The organism is uncultured Gemella sp. (genome assembly GCF_963515875.1).
Classification (GTDB): domain Bacteria; phylum Bacillota; class Bacilli; order Staphylococcales; family Gemellaceae; genus Gemella.
The window spans coordinates 1-15,953 of record NZ_CAUPZX010000001.1; the positions used below are offsets into that span (position 1 = coordinate 1).

The following is a 15,953-nucleotide window of genomic DNA, read 5'->3' on the forward strand; positions in this document are numbered from 1 at the left end:
TATTAATATAAGGCATTGCAATATTAACAACACGAGAATTATTCTTCTCCATCGTTTCATTAAAAATTGCTACCTGAACATCACTCTTAGTAGGTACTGTGCTACCACCAGTTCCACTGTTATTGTCACTTGGATTAGTCTGATCATTATTCGGGTTTGAACCACTTCCAGAGTTAGAACCACCAATAGATTTTTTAGGATTTACAGCACGAACTGTTACTGTAACATCGTCTGAAGTTGTATTCGTAAATCCAGATTTATCAGTATAAGTTGCATTATCTTTAAATGTTAACTTTTTACCTGTTAAAAATTCTGCTGGCGTTCCACCATTACTTACATTTAAATACAACAGTTCATTTTGTGTATTATCACCACTAGCAAACATCGTTGTTGAAGAAGGGACTAGTCTTGTATATTTTGCAACACCATTTTCTAATCTCCATCCCGCATCTAGGGAAGTTTGCGCAATAGTAACACCTGCCGGCAATTCAACAGCATGATCAATTTTTGTAATTGCAGCTGCCTCTTTATTAGTAGATTTTAAACTTAATTGTAAATCTTTACTCTTAGAAACATCAATTTCTGTTTCTGGTTGATTTGTTTCTAATAATGTTTGTCTACGAATACCATTTCTAGTATCAACTGAAACATATGGCGTACCAGTTGTATTCGTGTTAGAAAAATTAGTAGATTTAATTAAAGTATTATTTTTATCAAATAATTCAGCCTTTATAGTTGTATTTGAATCTTTACCTGTTTCAAATTTTTTCAATTTATAACTAACGTTAATATTAGCATATGCTCCACCTGATAATTCTCCAGTATATAATTTATACTGATTATTATTAACTTTTTCAGATCTTAAACTTGATCCGATTTCAAAAGTATCTAATGGTTCATTATCAGAGGCAGTAATTAAAATATATCCTCCTTCTTCAATTTTTGTTGGTGACGAAACATCTAAATTATAAGAACCTAAGATTTGGTCACCAACTGCATATTGTGTTTTTCCGTCATTTAATCGTCCAGATATCTTAGCACCACTATAATCAATTGTTTCCGAATCTGTTAATTCTCTTTTAGATCGTTTACTAATTTTCTTCCTATTTTTATTAGTAACAATATCCATATCTTTTTTATCTACAATATCAGTTTTATTTTCTAAATCACTAACCTCACTTGTAGTATTAACATTAGATGAATTACTATTATTTTCAGTAGATTTTATAGAATTAGTATCCACTTGTTGGGGTGTTGTACTAGAATTTACCCCCATTTTATCACTATTAAGAATATTTTTGGGGCTTACAGAATTATCATCCACATCGTCACTATTTGTTCTATTGACAGTAGTTTCAACAACAGACTCATTAGCTAAAACTACAGATGCTTCACTACCTAAAAATACAATACCAGTACCTATTAAAACTGACGCTGCACCAACTTTTAATTTTTTTATCGAAAATATTTCCTTTCTTTCCATATGATTACATGTTCCTTTCTATAATAACAATTATTTACACATTACATTTATCACCTAATTATTATTATATTATTTTAGTTAATGTGAATTATAAATTATTTCCTTCATATTATATCAAATTTATTATTTTTTATCAATTAATATATTTTAAAAAACCATAAAATACAACTTTAAAACCTTTTCTATTTCACCTTAAATATAGTTAAAATTTTACTTAAAATATACTTAAAAAAACAACAAGTTAAAATATTTTTTTATTTATATAATTATCTTATTGGTAAATATATTACATTAAAAGAATAATATATTAATATATATATATATATATGTATTTTACTGATGACTTTAATAAAATAGCAAACATCTAAAATCTAACAGGAATATATATTTAAATCAAAATAAATAGCGTAACTGTCTTTATGACTGCTACGCTATTTATATAATCTTGACTTTTAAAGTCAAATAGATTCAACTAATATCTTTTCTTATTTTACTTTCCAGATACTTTTAGACGGGCACAAGCTTTAGCTAAAGCTAGTTCTGCACGTCTTACATCAAGACCATCTTCTTTTTTAGCAAGACGCTCTTCTGCACGTTCTAATGCTCTTTGGGCACGTTCAACGTCAATATCTTTGTCTAATTCTGCTGTTTGAACTATAATAGTTACTTCGCCTTTATGTGTTTCCACAAATCCTTCACTTACAGCTAGAAATTCTTCTCGTCCATCAGGAAAAATCACTTTTAACGGACCAATTTTTAATGACGCTACCATAGGAACATGGTTTGCCATTATCCCAACTTGTCCAGTAGTAGTTCCCAATACAACCATAGAAGCTTCTTTAGCACTATAAGCTTCTCCATTAGGAGTAACAATGCTTACACTTAAAGTATTCATTTATTTACCTCCTATTTGTATTATACTTCTACTCCTAGTTTGCGAGCTTTTTCTAATACATCTTCAATTCCACCTACAAGACGGAAGCAATCTTCTGGAATGTGGTCGTATTTACCTTCTAGTATTCCTTTGAATGCTTGAACAGATTCAGATACTGGAACATATGATCCAGGTTGACCTGTGAATTGCTCTGCAACGTGGAAGTTTTGAGATAAGAAGAATTGTACACGACGTGCTCTATCAACTGTTTTCTTATCTTCATCACTTAATTCATCCATACCTAAGATGGCAATAATATCTTGTAATTCACGATATTTTTGAAGTGTTCTTTGAATTGTTGTCGCTACTTGGTAGTGTTCTTCTCCTACGATTTCAGGAGCTAATGCTCTTGATGTAGAAGCTAGTGGGTCAACAGCTGGGTAGATACCCATCTCTGTTAACGCACGTTCAAGGTTTGTTGTCGCATCTAAGTGGGCGAATGTTGTAGCTGGTGCCGGGTCAGTATAGTCATCGGCTGGTACATAAATCGCTTGAATAGATGTTACAGAACCTTTCTTAGTTGATGTGATACGTTCTTGTAAACGTCCCATCTCTGTAGCAAGTGTTGGTTGGTAACCAACGGCTGAAGGCATACGTCCTAATAACGCAGAAACCTCAGAACCTGCTTGTGTAAAACGGAAAATGTTATCGATGAATAGAAGTACGTCTTGTCCTTCTTCATCACGGAAGTATTCCGCCATAGTTAATCCTGTTAATGCTACACGCATACGAGCTCCTGGTGGTTCGTTCATTTGCCCGAATACCATGGCTGTTTTATTAATAACACCAGAATCTTTCATTTCATAGTATAAGTCATTTCCTTCACGAGTACGCTCACCTACACCTGTGAATACTGAAAGACCACCGTGTTGTTGTGCTACGTTATTGATAAGTTCTTGGATAAGAACTGTTTTACCAACTCCCGCACCACCGAAAAGACCGATTTTTCCACCTTTAATATATGGTGCTAGTAAGTCAATAACTTTAATACCTGTTTCTAAAACTTCAACGTGTGTTGATAATTCATCAAAAGTAGGAGCTTCTTTGTGAATTGAATCTTTACGAACTTCTTCTCCTGCTTCTGCACCGTGGTCAACTGCTTCACCTAGTACGTTGAACACACGACCTAATGTGTAGCTACCTACAGGAACTGTAATCGGTGCTCCTGTATCTACTACTTCTGCTCCCCTATTTAATCCATCTGTAGATGACATCGCAATTGTTCTAACTACATTGTCACCAACTTCTAGAGAAACTTCAAGAACTAATTTTTCTTTTTTCCCATCGCCTTTTTCTATATAAACTTCTAAAGCGTTTAATAGATTCGGCATATGCCCTGATTCGAATTTAACATCTACTACAGGTCCCATAACTTGGAGAATATAACCTTTATTCATATGTTGTATGCTAACTTAATAGCTTCTCCTTTCTCATTACTATTTTGTTGCTGCTGCTCCACTTACAATCTCTGTGATTTCTTGTGTAATAGCAGCTTGTCTTGCACGATTATATTTAATCGTAAGTGTATCAATAATATTTCCTGCATTATCAGTTGAATTTTTCATTGCTGTTTTTCTTGCAGAATGTTCACTAGCTTTACTATCTAATATACTTCCATAAATCATACTTTCAGCATATTGCGGTAGTATTACATCTAGTACTGCTGCCTCACCAGGTTCAAATTCATATGCACCAGTAATTTGATCATTTGAATTTGTAAATTGATCTGTATTTTCAATAGGAAGAACTTTACTTTCAGTTACAACCTGTTGAATCATACTAACAAAGTGATTAAAGTGTATGTATATTTCATCATATTCTTTATCAATAAAGTAACCTACCACTTTATTAGTAATTTCTTTAACCTGAGTGAAACTTGGCTCATCTGGTATATCTCTGTAACTATCAACTACATTATAGCCATTTTTTCTAAAGAATTCAGCACCATAGTTTCCTATAGCTACGATACCATACCCTTCATTATTATGTCTTTCTTTAACAGTGTTAACAAAATTTCTAATAACGTTCGAGTTGAATCCTCCACATAAACCACTATCACTAGTAATTACAACATAAAGAGTTTTCTTAGCTTCTCTTTTTTCTAACATAGGGTGTTTAATATTAGCACCTTTACCAAAAATTGTCCCCATTACCTCTTGCATTTTTTGCATATATGGATTAAATCTCTGTGCGTTTGATTGTGCTTTTAATAGTTTCGATGTTGAAACCATCTCCATTGCTTTTGTAATATGACTAGTTTTTTTCGTAGAATTGATTTTGTTTTTAATATCTCTTAGTGACGCCAATTAGTTCACCACCTTTACTCTACTACTTATCATCTTAGGCAAAAGTTTTTTTGAATGCAGCGATTACTCCATCCATAACTTCTGTTGATGGTAAGTCTTTTGTTTCAATAATATGCTTAACTGCTTCATTCTCATGAGCATCTAAGTATGCATATAATTCTTGTTCAAATCTGTGAATATCTTTAACTTCAACATCATCTAAGAAACCGTGTGTTAAAGCATAAAGAATCATAACTTGTTTTTCTACTGGAATTGGTTTGTGTAAGTCTTGTTTTAATACTTCAACTGTACGTTTACCACGTTCTAGTTTTTCACGAGTTGCTGGATCTAAATCAGAACCGAATTGAGCAAAGCTTTCTAACTCACGGTAAGATGCTAAGTCAAGACGTAGTGTTCCTGATACTTTTTTCATTGCTTTAATTTGTGCAGATCCTCCTACCCTAGATACTGAAAGCCCCGCGTTAATCGCTGGTCTAATTCCTGAGAAGAATAGATCTGATTGTAAGAAGATTTGTCCATCTGTAATTGAAATTACGTTTGTTGGAATATATGCAGAAATGTCACCTGCTTGTGTTTCTACGAATGGTAGCGCAGTGATACTTCCTCCACCAAAATCTTCATTTACACGAGCTGCACGTTCAAGAAGACGTGAGTGTAAGTAGAATACGTCCCCTGGATATGCTTCACGACCTGGTGGTCGTTTTAATAGTAATGATAACTCACGGTAAGCTGCTGCTTGTTTTGATAAGTCATCATACACGATTACTACATCTTTACCATTAAACATGAACTCTTCTGCCATAGCAACCCCAGCATAAGGTGCAATGTATAGAAGTGGTGCTGGTTGAGATGCTGACGCTGTTACTACAATAGTGTAATCTAATGCACCGTGTTCTTTAAGAGTTTCTACAACACTACGTACTGTAGATTCTTTTTGTCCGATAGCAACATAGATACAAATAACATTTTGTCCTTTTTGAGCTAAAATTGAGTCGATAGCTACTGCAGTTTTACCTGTTTGTCTATCTCCGATAATAAGCTCACGTTGTCCACGTCCGATTGGTACTAATGCATCAATTGCCTTGATACCTGTTTGGAATGGAACTGATACTGATTTACGTCCCATAACCCCAACAGCTGGAGATTCAATTGGACGACGTTTTGTAGTATTTACTGGTCCACGACCATCAACTGGTTGTCCTAATGGATCTACTACACGCCCGATAAGTTCTTCACCAACAGGTACGTCCATAACACGACCTGTACGACGAACTTCGTCTCCTTCTTTTATATCAGTTGTTGGACCTAAGATTACGATACCAACATTTGTGTCTTCAAGGTTTTGGGCAAGACCCATAACTCCTGTTTTAGTGAACTCTACAAGCTCACCACTCATTATTTCATTAAGACCGTATACACGAGCAATACCGTCCCCTACTTCTATAACTGTACCGACATCTGTTGACTTAACTTCAAACTGATAATTTTCTATTTGTGATTTTAGTAATGAACTAATTTCTTCAGCTTTAATAGCCATTTATGTCCCTCCTTGTTTCAACTTCTTCTAGATTGTAGAAATTTTTGATTTTATAGCATTTAATTTTGCCTTAATACTAGCGTCAACTACTTTATTATTATAAGTAAGTTTTAAACCACCTAGAAGACTTTCGTCTACAAAATTATTAATTTCTACATTTTCTAGTTGTAACTCATTTTTAATTTTTTCTTTTAGATTCTCTAACTGTACGTCAGTTAGTAGCGAAGCTGATTCAACTTTCACAACAACGCTTTTTGAATGTTTATTAAACAATTCTGTAAATTGCTCTAAAACAAAATTTATTAATGAGATTTGCAGATTACCTGCTAAGATTTTCACTACATTTACAACATATGTATTAACACCTGTAAATGAAGCATCAATCAGATTAATTTTTTTAATTTTTTCTATATTAGGGTTGTTCATCAATGTAACAAAATCTGAAGATTCATTAACAACTTTTGCAACTTCCTTTAACTCATAAGAAACTTCTTCTAAAGTGTTATTTTCTTTTGCAACTTCAAATAATGAATATCCAATTTTATTAGCTAATACTGACTTACTCATTATTTCACCCCTACCTCTTTAATGACTTTATCAACATATTCACTTTGTGTTGAGTCATCTAATTCTTTTTCTAAAATTTTCGAAGCTACAAGCACTGATAATTCAGCAATTTGTTTGTTAATTTCTTCAAGTGCTCTTGTCTTCTCATCCTCAATATCTCTTTGAGCATTTACTTTTAATTGTTCTGCTTGTTTACGAGCTTCTTCAAGAATAGCTTGTTTTTCAACCTTAGATTGTTCACGAGCATCTTCCATCATAACTTTGATTTCTTTTTGAGCATTTCTTAATTTTTCTTGATTTTCTTCAAGTAAAACTAATGCTTCTTTTTGATTTTTAGCGGCATCATCAAGTTGACCTTCAACTAATTTTTGACGCTCATCTAACATGTCAATAAGTTTATCCCAAGCAAATTTTTTCAGTAATACTAAAAGGATCAATACAGCTACAATGTTAATAGCCATATTTCCTAGATTAAAACCTTGATGAGAAGAGTGTTCAGTAGCTAAAAATACTAAATTTTCCATTTACTAAATGCTCCTATTCTTCATAGTTCTTTTGTTTACAGTATTATACTAAATTATTTAGCTAAGATAACGAATGAAATAACGATAGCTAAGATAGGTACTGCTTCAACAAGTGCGAATAATACGAAAGCATTTGATTTTAATCTTGACTCTAATTCTGGTTGGCGAGATACACCTTCGATGAATTTACCGAATAAAAATCCGTTACCGATACCAGCACCAACTGCTGCTAAACCTGCTGCTAAACCTGCTCCAATTAATTCTACCATAATTATATTTTCCTCCTTGGATAATAAATGAATTTTATTAATTATTAGATTTTTGCACTTTTAGTGCATTTTAAAATTAGTGTTCATCACTAATTTTATGTGATAAATAAATAAATGTTAAGACAGTAAAGATGTACGCTTGGATAAACCCAATGAATAGAGAGAATCCTTTCCATACTACTAAACCTACCATCCCGGCGATAGCTCCAAAGAACCCTACGGTTGTAAGAGTTGCTAATAAGGCTAATAATATTTCACCTGCATAAATGTTACCGAACAAACGCATTGAGAAAGTCATTAAGTTTGTAAACTCTTCAATAACTTTAAATGGTGTAATACCAATACCTGAAGAAGTATAAGTACTAAAATAATGTTTAACACCTTTATACTTAATTCCTGCAAAATGAGTAAATACAATAATCAATAATGCAAGAGAGAAAGTAAATGTTGGATCTGCTGTAACAGAGTTTACATAGATTACTTCATCATAACTAACCTCTATTAATACACCAATAGTATTTGCTACTGCAACAAGTGAAATAATTGTTAGCGCTGTCGCCCATAATCCCTTACCATATTTTTTCCAGTTAACATTTCCTTTTATTACGTTATCACTAACGAAATACGCAAGTAATTCAACCGCATTTTGACGTTTACTATCTGGTCTTAATTTTATTCTACTAGTTAGAAACATCACTATAATAAAGGTAAGTAAAACTGTTATTAAAGTTGTGATTACACTAGGAATATTAACCGTTATATCATAGCCAAATAATTTGGTAATAAGATATGTGTGTTTTTCCATATATTCCCCTCACCTCTTTTCTTAAAGTATCTTTTATATTTCTAAATCTGTTGTAATATAAAATTTAGAAATACTTAATATCTATTATAATATTATTTTATAAGATTTGCTAGCGATTTCTTAAATTTTATATAAATTGATTAAAAAAAATCAATTATTATTTCGTTCCGAAGATCCTATCTCCAGCGTCTCCTAACCCTGGTACAATGTATCCATGATCATTTAATTTTTCGTCTAATCCAGCGATAAAAATATCTACATCTGGGTGAGCTTTATGCAACGCTTCTACTCCTTCTGGTGCAGCTATAAGACACATAAATTTAATATCCGTAACTCCACGTTGTTTTAATGAATCTATTGCAGCAATGGCAGAACCTCCTGTTGCTAACATCGGATCAACAACGATGAAATGACGTTCTTCTGGATTACTTGGTATTTTAACAAAATACTCATGTGGTTGAAGAGTTTCTGGGTCACGATATAATCCTACATGTCCTACTCTTGCTGATGGAATTAGATTCATTAATCCATCAACCATTCCTAATCCTGCACGTAGAATTGGAACAAATACTATCTTTTTACCTGAAAGACGTTTACAAGTAGTTTTTTGGATTGGTGTTTCTACTTCTACATCCTCCAATGGAAGGTCACGAGTGATTTCATAAGCCATTAAAGACCCTACTTCATTAGTAAGTTGTCTAAAGTCCTTAGAACCCGTTCTTTTATCTCTTATAAAAGATAATTTATGTTGGATCAATGGATGATCAAATACATGAACTTTTGACATAATTATAGTTCTCCTTTGTAATGTTATTATATTTATTTTACTCTAATTATTTCATTTTAACAAGGGATATCCAAAAATATTTTACTCCATTCAAGAAAATATTTTTTTATTAATTTTACTATATTACTAGACTTCACTCATAGAAAATATTACAATAATAAAAACAATATATGGAGACATTAACATGAACAAAAGAATCTTTTTAGGGATATTTTTATTAACTAGTATTTTTTACTATGTTCTTCCACTGACTTTTTTAAAATTTTATAACGGTACAACTGATAAAGCTGGTTTTATTCTAATATTAGCGTATGGTTTCTTTTCATTTTCAATAACAGTACTAATTTCTTATTTTATGGAAAGAACTATATTCACACCGTTACTAAGTAGTATGCTAGCATTGCCGTTATTTTTCATTTTTAATTCTAGCGCACTGGTGATAATACTTATAATAATAGTATTTTCTTTTTTAGGTTATTTTTTAACAGCATTACTAAAATAAAAAAAAGGAGAAAAAATGACAATTTTAAAACGAAATTTAATTATAGCAACTGGTATTTACATACTTTTTTATTTAGCTCCTATTATAGCTAATCCATTTACTGCATTAAATTTATTGGAAGCATTTTTAATAGGGATATTAGTATTCGGTGTTTCTTACTTAAATTACATTTTCACATATACAAGTAGAAGTACTCTTAATGAACGCACCAAGAGTACAATTATTACAAGTTGCGTGTTGTTAATAGCGTTATTAATATTTTTCAATCCTATTCAATTCCCGATTGTATTTAATGTAGTAATAAATAAATATATAGCTATTATCCTACTTCTTCTTATATTATTGTTTATTATTTTATTAGCAAGAAAAATGGATAACTCTATAATCTTAATTTTGCTTTTTGCCCCATCTATTATCCAAGGATTATTGATGCGCTTATCATACAAGGCTATGCTCTTTTACGTCACTAATCCTAATATTAACCTATATTTAACAATTGCTATTTTTATTGGATACTATATTTATAACAATAAAAAATAACAATAGATTTAATTTATTTTTATTGTAGATATAAAAAAACTGATAACCTAGTCTTTATTTCTAGATTATCAGTTTATTTTTTATTAGTTATCTATTTCTACTTTTAAGATTTTTCCTGATACAGCATCAACTTTCACATCATATTCTAATCCATTTGCACGAGCTTCTACTTCATAGATGTATAATGGTACTCCATTGTTTTGAGGTGCATAATCATCTTCATATTCTGGTCTAATTTTTACAAAATTGATATTTTGCTCTGGAGTTGAGATTGCGGCTGCTACTAATGAACGTATTTCTTGTGGAGATTTTGCATTTTGTGTATTTTGTTGAACATTATTGTTGTTTTGAACAACTGGAGCTGAGTTATTATTGTTATTATTGTTTGAGTTTTGATTATTAGTTTGTGAATTATTATTTGAGTTGCTATCTCCGCTATTATTATTATTGTTGTTGTTATTTGGATTTGTTTGCGGTCCTACATTCATCTTAACATTTGAATAAGCTTCTTGAACTTTAACTCTTTGTGCCTCTTCATATCTATCATATGCATATGCGCCTACTGAGCCTGTTACTACTACTGCTAATGCTCCAATTATAAGTGGTTTTAAGAAGTTTCTTTTTGGTCCTCTTGGTTCTTGGTTAAATTGATTATTATTGTTAATAGTTTCTGTATATGTTCCTTCTAATGTTTCGATTTCGTTATTATTAATATTTTTAGTCATTTTTCTTTTACCTCTTTTTCTTTATTATTATATTTTATGTATTTTTCTTTTTCTGATATATTTATTATATCTTTGTTTTATGAACGTTAAATGAAGATTTTATTCGTCTCTTTTGATATTTTTATTATATCTTTGTTTTATAAATCTTAAATGAAAGGTTGACCCAAACATTCTAACTTTTTATATTTTTTACTTATCTATCTCAACTTTTAATACTTTTCCTGAAATGGCATCTATTACTACATCATACTCTAATCCGTTAGCACGTGCCTCTACTTTATAAACATATAAAGATACTCCATTATTTTGAGGTGCATAATCATCCTCATATTTAGGTTTAATTTTTATAAAGTTTATATTTTGTTCCGGCACTGATATTGCCCCTGAAACAATTGAGCGAATCTCTTGTTGTGATTTTGCGTTTTGTGTGTTTTGCTGCGTATTATTATTAATATTATTTTGAACGTTATTATTCGAATTATTATCTCCATTATTGTTACTGTTATTATTAGAATTTGACTGTGATTCTACCTTCATCTTCACATTTGAATAAGCATCTAGAATTTTAGCTCTTTGTGCTGTTTCATACTTATCGTATGCATACGCTCCTACCCCTCCTGTTACTACTACTGCTAATGCTCCAATAATTAATGGTTTTAAAAAGTTTCTTTTAGCTTTTTGGGGTTGTTCATTAAATTGACTATCAGTATTTATAGTTTCTGTATATGTTCCTTCTATAGTTTCAATTTCATTATTATTAATATTTTTTGTCATTTTTCTTTTACCTCTTTTTCTTTATACTTTTATTTTATTATTCTTTTATGAATCCTAAATGAAGATTTCATTTTTATTCGTCTCTTTTGATATTTTTATTATATCTTTATTTTATGAACGTCAAATGAAGATTTCATTTTTTCATCTCTTTTTATATTTTTATTGTATTCCATTTTTATGAATGCTAAATGAGGATCTCTGTAAATATTATACAAAATAAACACACCTTCATAATTTAAAGGTGTGTTCATATTTTATAAATTAACTACAAATCTAGTTCCATTAGGTTTATTATCTATAATTGCTATTTTACCATTATGTAATTCTACAATTTTTTTTGTAATAGATAATCCTAATCCAGATGAATTATCTTCTGTTGTAGTTCGTGATTTATCTACTTTATAAAATCTATTCCATATGTTTATTTTTTCTTCATCATTTATTCCAATACCATCATCAGCTACCTCGAAAATTATTCTATTTCTTTTAGCTAAACATACCGTAACTTCAGTTTCAGCATATTTCAAAGCATTTGACAATAAATTATCTATCATACGCATAATCAAAGCTTCATTGGCATAGATTGATATATTTTCTTCTATTGTTATTGATAATTTTATATTTTTGTTATCAAATAAAATTTTATAGTCTTCTAATGTATGTTTAATCTTATCAGATAATTGAAATTTTTGTTTTGGTATTTCTAATCTACTATCTAGTCTAGCTAATTCTAAAATTTGATTTATCATAGATGTCATTCTCTTACTCTGTCTTTCAATTGCAGAGAACGATTCTTTCGCTTCTTCTATAGAATCTATATATTTAGATCCATATTCACTTTCTGCCATTATCACAGAAATTGGAGTTCTAAGCTCATGTGATACGTCAGAACTAAATTGACGTTCTCTTTTTGATGAATTTTCTAGTGTTTCTAACATTTCATTAAAAACTTTACCTAACTTGTGAACCTCATCGTTTCCTTCCTCTATATAAATTCTCTTACTTAAATCATTACTATTTGCAATAGCTTCAGCTGTTTTTGTCATATCTCTTACGGGTTTTAATGAGCTTTTTATTATCAAGTAACCACCATACATTATTATCATTATAATAAACGGACTACCAATACTAATTATTATTGGCAATATCCAGCCATTAATATTATTGGTAACTTGAACAATACCTCTCACATATTTTCCATTACCTAATCTAGCAGAGCTAGTCTCTGAATCATAATATAAATATTTATTATGATTCACATCTTTATACTCAGAAATAGCTCCAAGACTAAAATCATTAACTTTAAAATTTCTAGGAACAGATCCCGCGACAAGATTACCATCTTTATCGTAAACAGATAAGGTCACTCCATCTTCATACGGTGTAAATTTATCTGCTCCACTTGAGATTTCTACAACTTCATCTATTAACCTTTTTTTTGCCTCACTCTCTACAACACTATCACTAACAAAAAATGTCCCAATTATTAACGATCCTATTAGTAAAACTATAAATGTCGTATACCATAATGTTATTTTAAAAGTTAAAGATACCTTTTTAAATGGAAAGAATAATAGTTTCTTATTTTTATTTAACAAAGTATCCTAGCCCCCTTTTAGTATAAATAATGGTTTTATCCGTTCCATTATCTAGTTTTTTCCTAATATTTTTTATAATTACATCTACTATATTCGAAGCTCCATCATAATCATAATCCCAGACATGATTAAGAATTTGATCACGACTTAGAATACTCTCTTTATTCTTCATAAGATACTCTAATACCTCATATTCTTTACCAGTTAATCCTATATTCTCACCATTTCTTGTAACTTGTTTTTTTGAGATATCAAGTATAACATCATCAATTTGTATAACATTAGTTGCTAGCCCATAATTTCTCCTCATTAAAACTCTTATTCTAGCAAGTAGTTCATCAAATTCAAACGGCTTAACGATATAATCATCAGCTCCACTATCTAGTCCAACAATTTTATCCTCTAAAGTATCTTTTGCCGTCAACATAATTACTGGGGTATTATTTTTACTCTCACGAAGCCTTTCGATAAACTCATAACCATTAACTTTTGGCATCATTATATCAGTAATAATCAAATCATACTCACTATAACTAACAAAATCTAATGCTTCTCCACCATCGAAACAACTATCTACACTATAATTATTCTTTTTTAAATGTTTAGTAATTATTCTATTCAAATCGCGTTCATCTTCTACAACAAGAATCTTCATAACAATCTCCTCATACCAAATTTCTACTATATTTTACTTAATTCATTTAGAAATGTAAAACAATAGTTATCAAATTCTATAGAATTTTAGATTTACATTTATTAATAAAGTCAGTATATATTATATAAATGAATTTAAAATGAAAAAACGACCTAAAATAGTAATTTATAAAATCACATATCTAAGTCGTTCTCATTACTCCTATTCACTTTCTTCAAGGTTATAAAGTAACTCATACAATGCTTTTGCATCTAATTTTTCTTTTTCTTCTTTACTAATATCTTGAACCAACTCTCCACGGTGCAATACAATTATTCTGTTTCCGTATTTCACCGCATCTTGAATATTGTGAGTTATCATTAAAGCTGTTAAGTTTTTCTCTTCAATCTTTTGTCGAGTAAGTTCCATTATCTTCTTCTGTGTTTTAGGATCTAACGCTGCCGTGTGTTCATCAAGAAGCAAAAGTTTAGGTGTTGTCATAGTAGCCATTAAAAGTGCAATAGCTTGACGTTGACCTCCTGATAATAGCCCCATCTCACTATCTAATCTATCTTCAAGTCCTAAGTCTAAAGTTGCTAGTAACTCTTTAAAAAGTTTTCTATCTTCTTTAGTAGTCCCCGGTTTAAAACCTCTAACCTTACCACGTCGAAGCGCTAATGACATATTTTGCGCAACAGTCATACGAGGAGCTGTTCCATCAAGTGGATTTTGGAAAACTCTACTAATAAATCCAGCTCTTTTATGTTCTACAATATTACTTACATCTTTTCCCTCGATTAAAATTTCTCCACCATCTAACGAGAAAGAACCTGCTAGGGCATTAAGAAAAGTTGATTTTCCTGCTCCGTTTCCTCCAAGAATAGTAATAAAATCTCCATCTTTAATTTCAAGACTAACATTTTTTAATGCATGTTGTTCTCTAATAGTTCCAGGAAAGAATGTTTTATCTATTTTATTTATTTTTATAAATGACATATTCTACGCATCCTTTCTCTTAGTTTTTAATTTTAATTGAGGTAAAGTTAAGAATATAGCAATTACTAGAGCTGAAACTAGTTTAAAGTCATTAGCACCAATAATATTTAATTTCAATACTCCAACTAACAACAATCTATAGATTATAGCACCACAGATTACACAAATTAGTCTTGTAGTAAAAGTGACATCTTTGAAAATTACTTCTCCTATAATAATTGCTGCTAAAGCTACTACTATTACCCCAATACCACTATTAACATCTGAATATCCATTATTTTGAGCTAAAATTGCACCAGCTAAAGAAATAATCCCATTGGCAAGCATCAATCCTAAAATCGTCATTGTTTTTGTAGAAATACCTAACGCTGTTGCCATCTTCTCATTATCTCCTGTTGCAATTAAACTCTGACCTAATTCTGTTGAAAAGAATAAAGACATAGCTAAGATAATTAATCCAGAAAGAATAATTCCAACAAGTACAGTATCATAATGAGTTGGTAAGTTTAACCCCTGGATTTTACTAAAAATCGTATCTTTATTGATTAAACTTAAATTTGGTCTTCCCATAATTCTAAGATTCACTGATAATAATGCAGTCATTGTTAGAATCCCTGCAAGTAAACTTGGTATTTTACAAACAGTAATTAAAAATCCTGTCACAAGTCCCGCTAACATTCCTGCTACTATAGAAATCAGTGTAGCAATAATGGGATTAATTCCATTATGTATACAGATTACGCATACCGCAGCTCCTAATGGATACGCACCTTCTGTAGTCATATCCGCAATATTCAATACTCTAAAACTAATAAATAATCCAAGCGATAATATTCCCCACAGCATTCCTTGTGAAATCGCTGAAATAAATAAATCCATTTTACACCTCTTTTTTTCCTAAATTAATATTATATAATTTAGAGCGACTCATAAACAACTATTTATAATATCGATTTTATGAGCCGCTCCTTT

At 30.7% G+C, this 15,953-nt stretch carries 18 protein-coding genes; 2 read left to right on the top strand and 16 right to left on the bottom strand.

Annotated elements, in window-relative coordinates:
• From RWL85_RS00005 to upp, 10 genes are all read right to left on the bottom strand, one after another.
• On the bottom strand, positions 1 to 1,483 hold a 1,483-nt coding region (locus RWL85_RS00005; RefSeq protein ID WP_314083590.1), incomplete at its 3' end, for a YSIRK-type signal peptide-containing protein.
• A 490-nt stretch (positions 1,484 to 1,973) separates the two neighbouring features.
• On the bottom strand, positions 1,974 to 2,378 hold the full coding sequence (locus RWL85_RS00010) for a F0F1 ATP synthase subunit epsilon (protein WP_314083591.1): 405 nt from the start codon (positions 2,376 to 2,378) through the stop codon (positions 1,974 to 1,976).
• Positions 2,379 to 2,398: 20 nt separating this feature from the next.
• Positions 2,399 to 3,814 (bottom strand): F0F1 ATP synthase subunit beta, encoded by a 1,416-nt coding sequence (atpD, locus tag RWL85_RS00015; protein ID WP_314083593.1) that lies wholly within the window; start codon positions 3,812 to 3,814, stop codon positions 2,399 to 2,401.
• Positions 3,815 to 3,853: 39 nt separating this feature from the next.
• A complete protein-coding gene (atpG, locus tag RWL85_RS00020; RefSeq protein WP_314083595.1) occupies positions 3,854 to 4,723 on the bottom strand; it encodes an ATP synthase F1 subunit gamma in 870 nt (289 codons plus the stop codon).
• A gap of 34 nt (positions 4,724 to 4,757) precedes the next feature.
• The gene (atpA, locus tag RWL85_RS00025; protein ID WP_314083597.1) at positions 4,758 to 6,260 is read right to left on the bottom strand and encodes a F0F1 ATP synthase subunit alpha; all 1,503 of its coding nucleotides are present in this window, start codon (positions 6,258 to 6,260) and stop codon (positions 4,758 to 4,760) included.
• Between the two features lie 27 nt (positions 6,261 to 6,287).
• A complete protein-coding gene (gene atpH / locus RWL85_RS00030; protein ID WP_314083598.1) occupies positions 6,288 to 6,827 on the bottom strand; it encodes an ATP synthase F1 subunit delta in 540 nt (179 codons plus the stop codon).
• On the bottom strand, positions 6,827 to 7,351 hold the full coding sequence (gene atpF, locus RWL85_RS00035; RefSeq protein ID WP_314083600.1) for a F0F1 ATP synthase subunit B: 525 nt from the start codon (positions 7,349 to 7,351) through the stop codon (positions 6,827 to 6,829). The genes atpH and atpF overlap by 1 nt, the downstream gene beginning before the upstream one ends.
• Before the next feature lie 53 nt (positions 7,352 to 7,404).
• Entirely contained in the window at positions 7,405 to 7,620 is a 216-nt protein-coding gene (atpE, locus tag RWL85_RS00040) for a F0F1 ATP synthase subunit C (RefSeq protein ID WP_003143965.1), read from the bottom strand.
• A gap of 76 nt (positions 7,621 to 7,696) precedes the next feature.
• Positions 7,697 to 8,425: a F0F1 ATP synthase subunit A gene (atpB, locus tag RWL85_RS00045; protein WP_314083602.1), complete on the bottom strand. Its 729-nt coding sequence runs from the start codon at positions 8,423 to 8,425 to the stop codon at positions 7,697 to 7,699.
• 157 nt (positions 8,426 to 8,582) lie between these two features.
• On the bottom strand, positions 8,583 to 9,212 hold the full coding sequence (upp, locus tag RWL85_RS00050) for a uracil phosphoribosyltransferase (protein ID WP_314083604.1): 630 nt from the start codon (positions 9,210 to 9,212) through the stop codon (positions 8,583 to 8,585).
• Positions 9,213 to 9,396: 184 nt separating this feature from the next.
• Here upp and RWL85_RS00055 point away from each other — a divergent pair, with 184 nt between their 5' ends.
• Both RWL85_RS00055 and RWL85_RS00060 read left to right on the top strand, forming a co-directional pair.
• Complete coding sequence (locus RWL85_RS00055; RefSeq protein ID WP_314083606.1) at positions 9,397 to 9,714, top strand: hypothetical protein; 318 nt, start codon at positions 9,397 to 9,399, stop codon at positions 9,712 to 9,714.
• Between the two features lie 15 nt (positions 9,715 to 9,729).
• Entirely contained in the window at positions 9,730 to 10,254 is a 525-nt protein-coding gene (locus tag RWL85_RS00060) for a hypothetical protein (RefSeq protein WP_314083608.1), read from the top strand.
• A gap of 83 nt (positions 10,255 to 10,337) precedes the next feature.
• Here RWL85_RS00060 and RWL85_RS00065 read toward each other — a convergent pair whose 3' ends face one another.
• From RWL85_RS00065 to RWL85_RS00090, 6 genes are all read right to left on the bottom strand, one after another.
• Positions 10,338 to 10,979 carry a PepSY domain-containing protein gene (locus tag RWL85_RS00065; RefSeq protein WP_314083610.1) on the bottom strand — a complete coding sequence of 214 codons (642 nt, stop codon included), beginning with the start codon at positions 10,977 to 10,979 and terminating at the stop codon, positions 10,338 to 10,340.
• A gap of 189 nt (positions 10,980 to 11,168) precedes the next feature.
• Complete coding sequence (locus RWL85_RS00070; RefSeq protein ID WP_314083612.1) at positions 11,169 to 11,753, bottom strand: PepSY domain-containing protein; 585 nt, start codon at positions 11,751 to 11,753, stop codon at positions 11,169 to 11,171.
• Positions 11,754 to 12,007: 254 nt separating this feature from the next.
• Complete coding sequence (locus RWL85_RS00075; protein ID WP_314083614.1) at positions 12,008 to 13,351, bottom strand: HAMP domain-containing sensor histidine kinase; 1,344 nt, start codon at positions 13,349 to 13,351, stop codon at positions 12,008 to 12,010.
• Positions 13,341 to 14,006 carry a response regulator transcription factor gene (locus RWL85_RS00080; protein WP_314083616.1) on the bottom strand — a complete coding sequence of 222 codons (666 nt, stop codon included), beginning with the start codon at positions 14,004 to 14,006 and terminating at the stop codon, positions 13,341 to 13,343. Before RWL85_RS00080 ends, RWL85_RS00075 begins: the two co-directional genes overlap by 11 nt.
• 201 nt (positions 14,007 to 14,207) lie before the next feature.
• Positions 14,208 to 14,981: an ATP-binding cassette domain-containing protein gene (locus RWL85_RS00085; RefSeq protein ID WP_314083618.1), complete on the bottom strand. Its 774-nt coding sequence runs from the start codon at positions 14,979 to 14,981 to the stop codon at positions 14,208 to 14,210.
• A 3-nt stretch (positions 14,982 to 14,984) separates the two neighbouring features.
• Positions 14,985 to 15,860 carry an ABC transporter permease gene (locus tag RWL85_RS00090; protein WP_314083621.1) on the bottom strand — a complete coding sequence of 292 codons (876 nt, stop codon included), beginning with the start codon at positions 15,858 to 15,860 and terminating at the stop codon, positions 14,985 to 14,987.
• Positions 15,861 to 15,953: the final 93 nt, after the last annotated feature.

Coding starts and splice junctions, on each gene's coding strand:
- RWL85_RS00010 (WP_314083591.1), bottom strand. CDS start 2,378: ATGAATACTTTAAGTGTAAGCATTGTTACTCCTAATGGAGAAGCTTAT.
- atpD (WP_314083593.1), bottom strand. CDS start 3,814: ATGAATAAAGGTTATATTCTCCAAGTTATGGGACCTGTAGTAGATGTT.
- atpA (WP_314083597.1), bottom strand. CDS start 6,260: ATGGCTATTAAAGCTGAAGAAATTAGTTCATTACTAAAATCACAAATA.
- atpH (WP_314083598.1), bottom strand. CDS start 6,827: ATGAGTAAGTCAGTATTAGCTAATAAAATTGGATATTCATTATTTGAA.
- atpF (WP_314083600.1), bottom strand. CDS start 7,351: ATGGAAAATTTAGTATTTTTAGCTACTGAACACTCTTCTCATCAAGGT.
- atpE (WP_003143965.1), bottom strand. CDS start 7,620: ATGGTAGAATTAATTGGAGCAGGTTTAGCAGCAGGTTTAGCAGCAGTT.
- atpB (WP_314083602.1), bottom strand. CDS start 8,425: ATGGAAAAACACACATATCTTATTACCAAATTATTTGGCTATGATATA.
- upp (WP_314083604.1), bottom strand. CDS start 9,212: ATGTCAAAAGTTCATGTATTTGATCATCCATTGATCCAACATAAATTA.
- RWL85_RS00055 (WP_314083606.1), top strand. CDS start 9,397: ATGAACAAAAGAATCTTTTTAGGGATATTTTTATTAACTAGTATTTTT.
- RWL85_RS00060 (WP_314083608.1), top strand. CDS start 9,730: ATGACAATTTTAAAACGAAATTTAATTATAGCAACTGGTATTTACATA.
- RWL85_RS00065 (WP_314083610.1), bottom strand. CDS start 10,979: ATGACTAAAAATATTAATAATAACGAAATCGAAACATTAGAAGGAACA.
- RWL85_RS00070 (WP_314083612.1), bottom strand. CDS start 11,753: ATGACAAAAAATATTAATAATAATGAAATTGAAACTATAGAAGGAACA.
- RWL85_RS00080 (WP_314083616.1), bottom strand. CDS start 14,006: ATGAAGATTCTTGTTGTAGAAGATGAACGCGATTTGAATAGAATAATT.
- RWL85_RS00085 (WP_314083618.1), bottom strand. CDS start 14,981: ATGTCATTTATAAAAATAAATAAAATAGATAAAACATTCTTTCCTGGA.
- RWL85_RS00090 (WP_314083621.1), bottom strand. CDS start 15,860: ATGGATTTATTTATTTCAGCGATTTCACAAGGAATGCTGTGGGGAATA.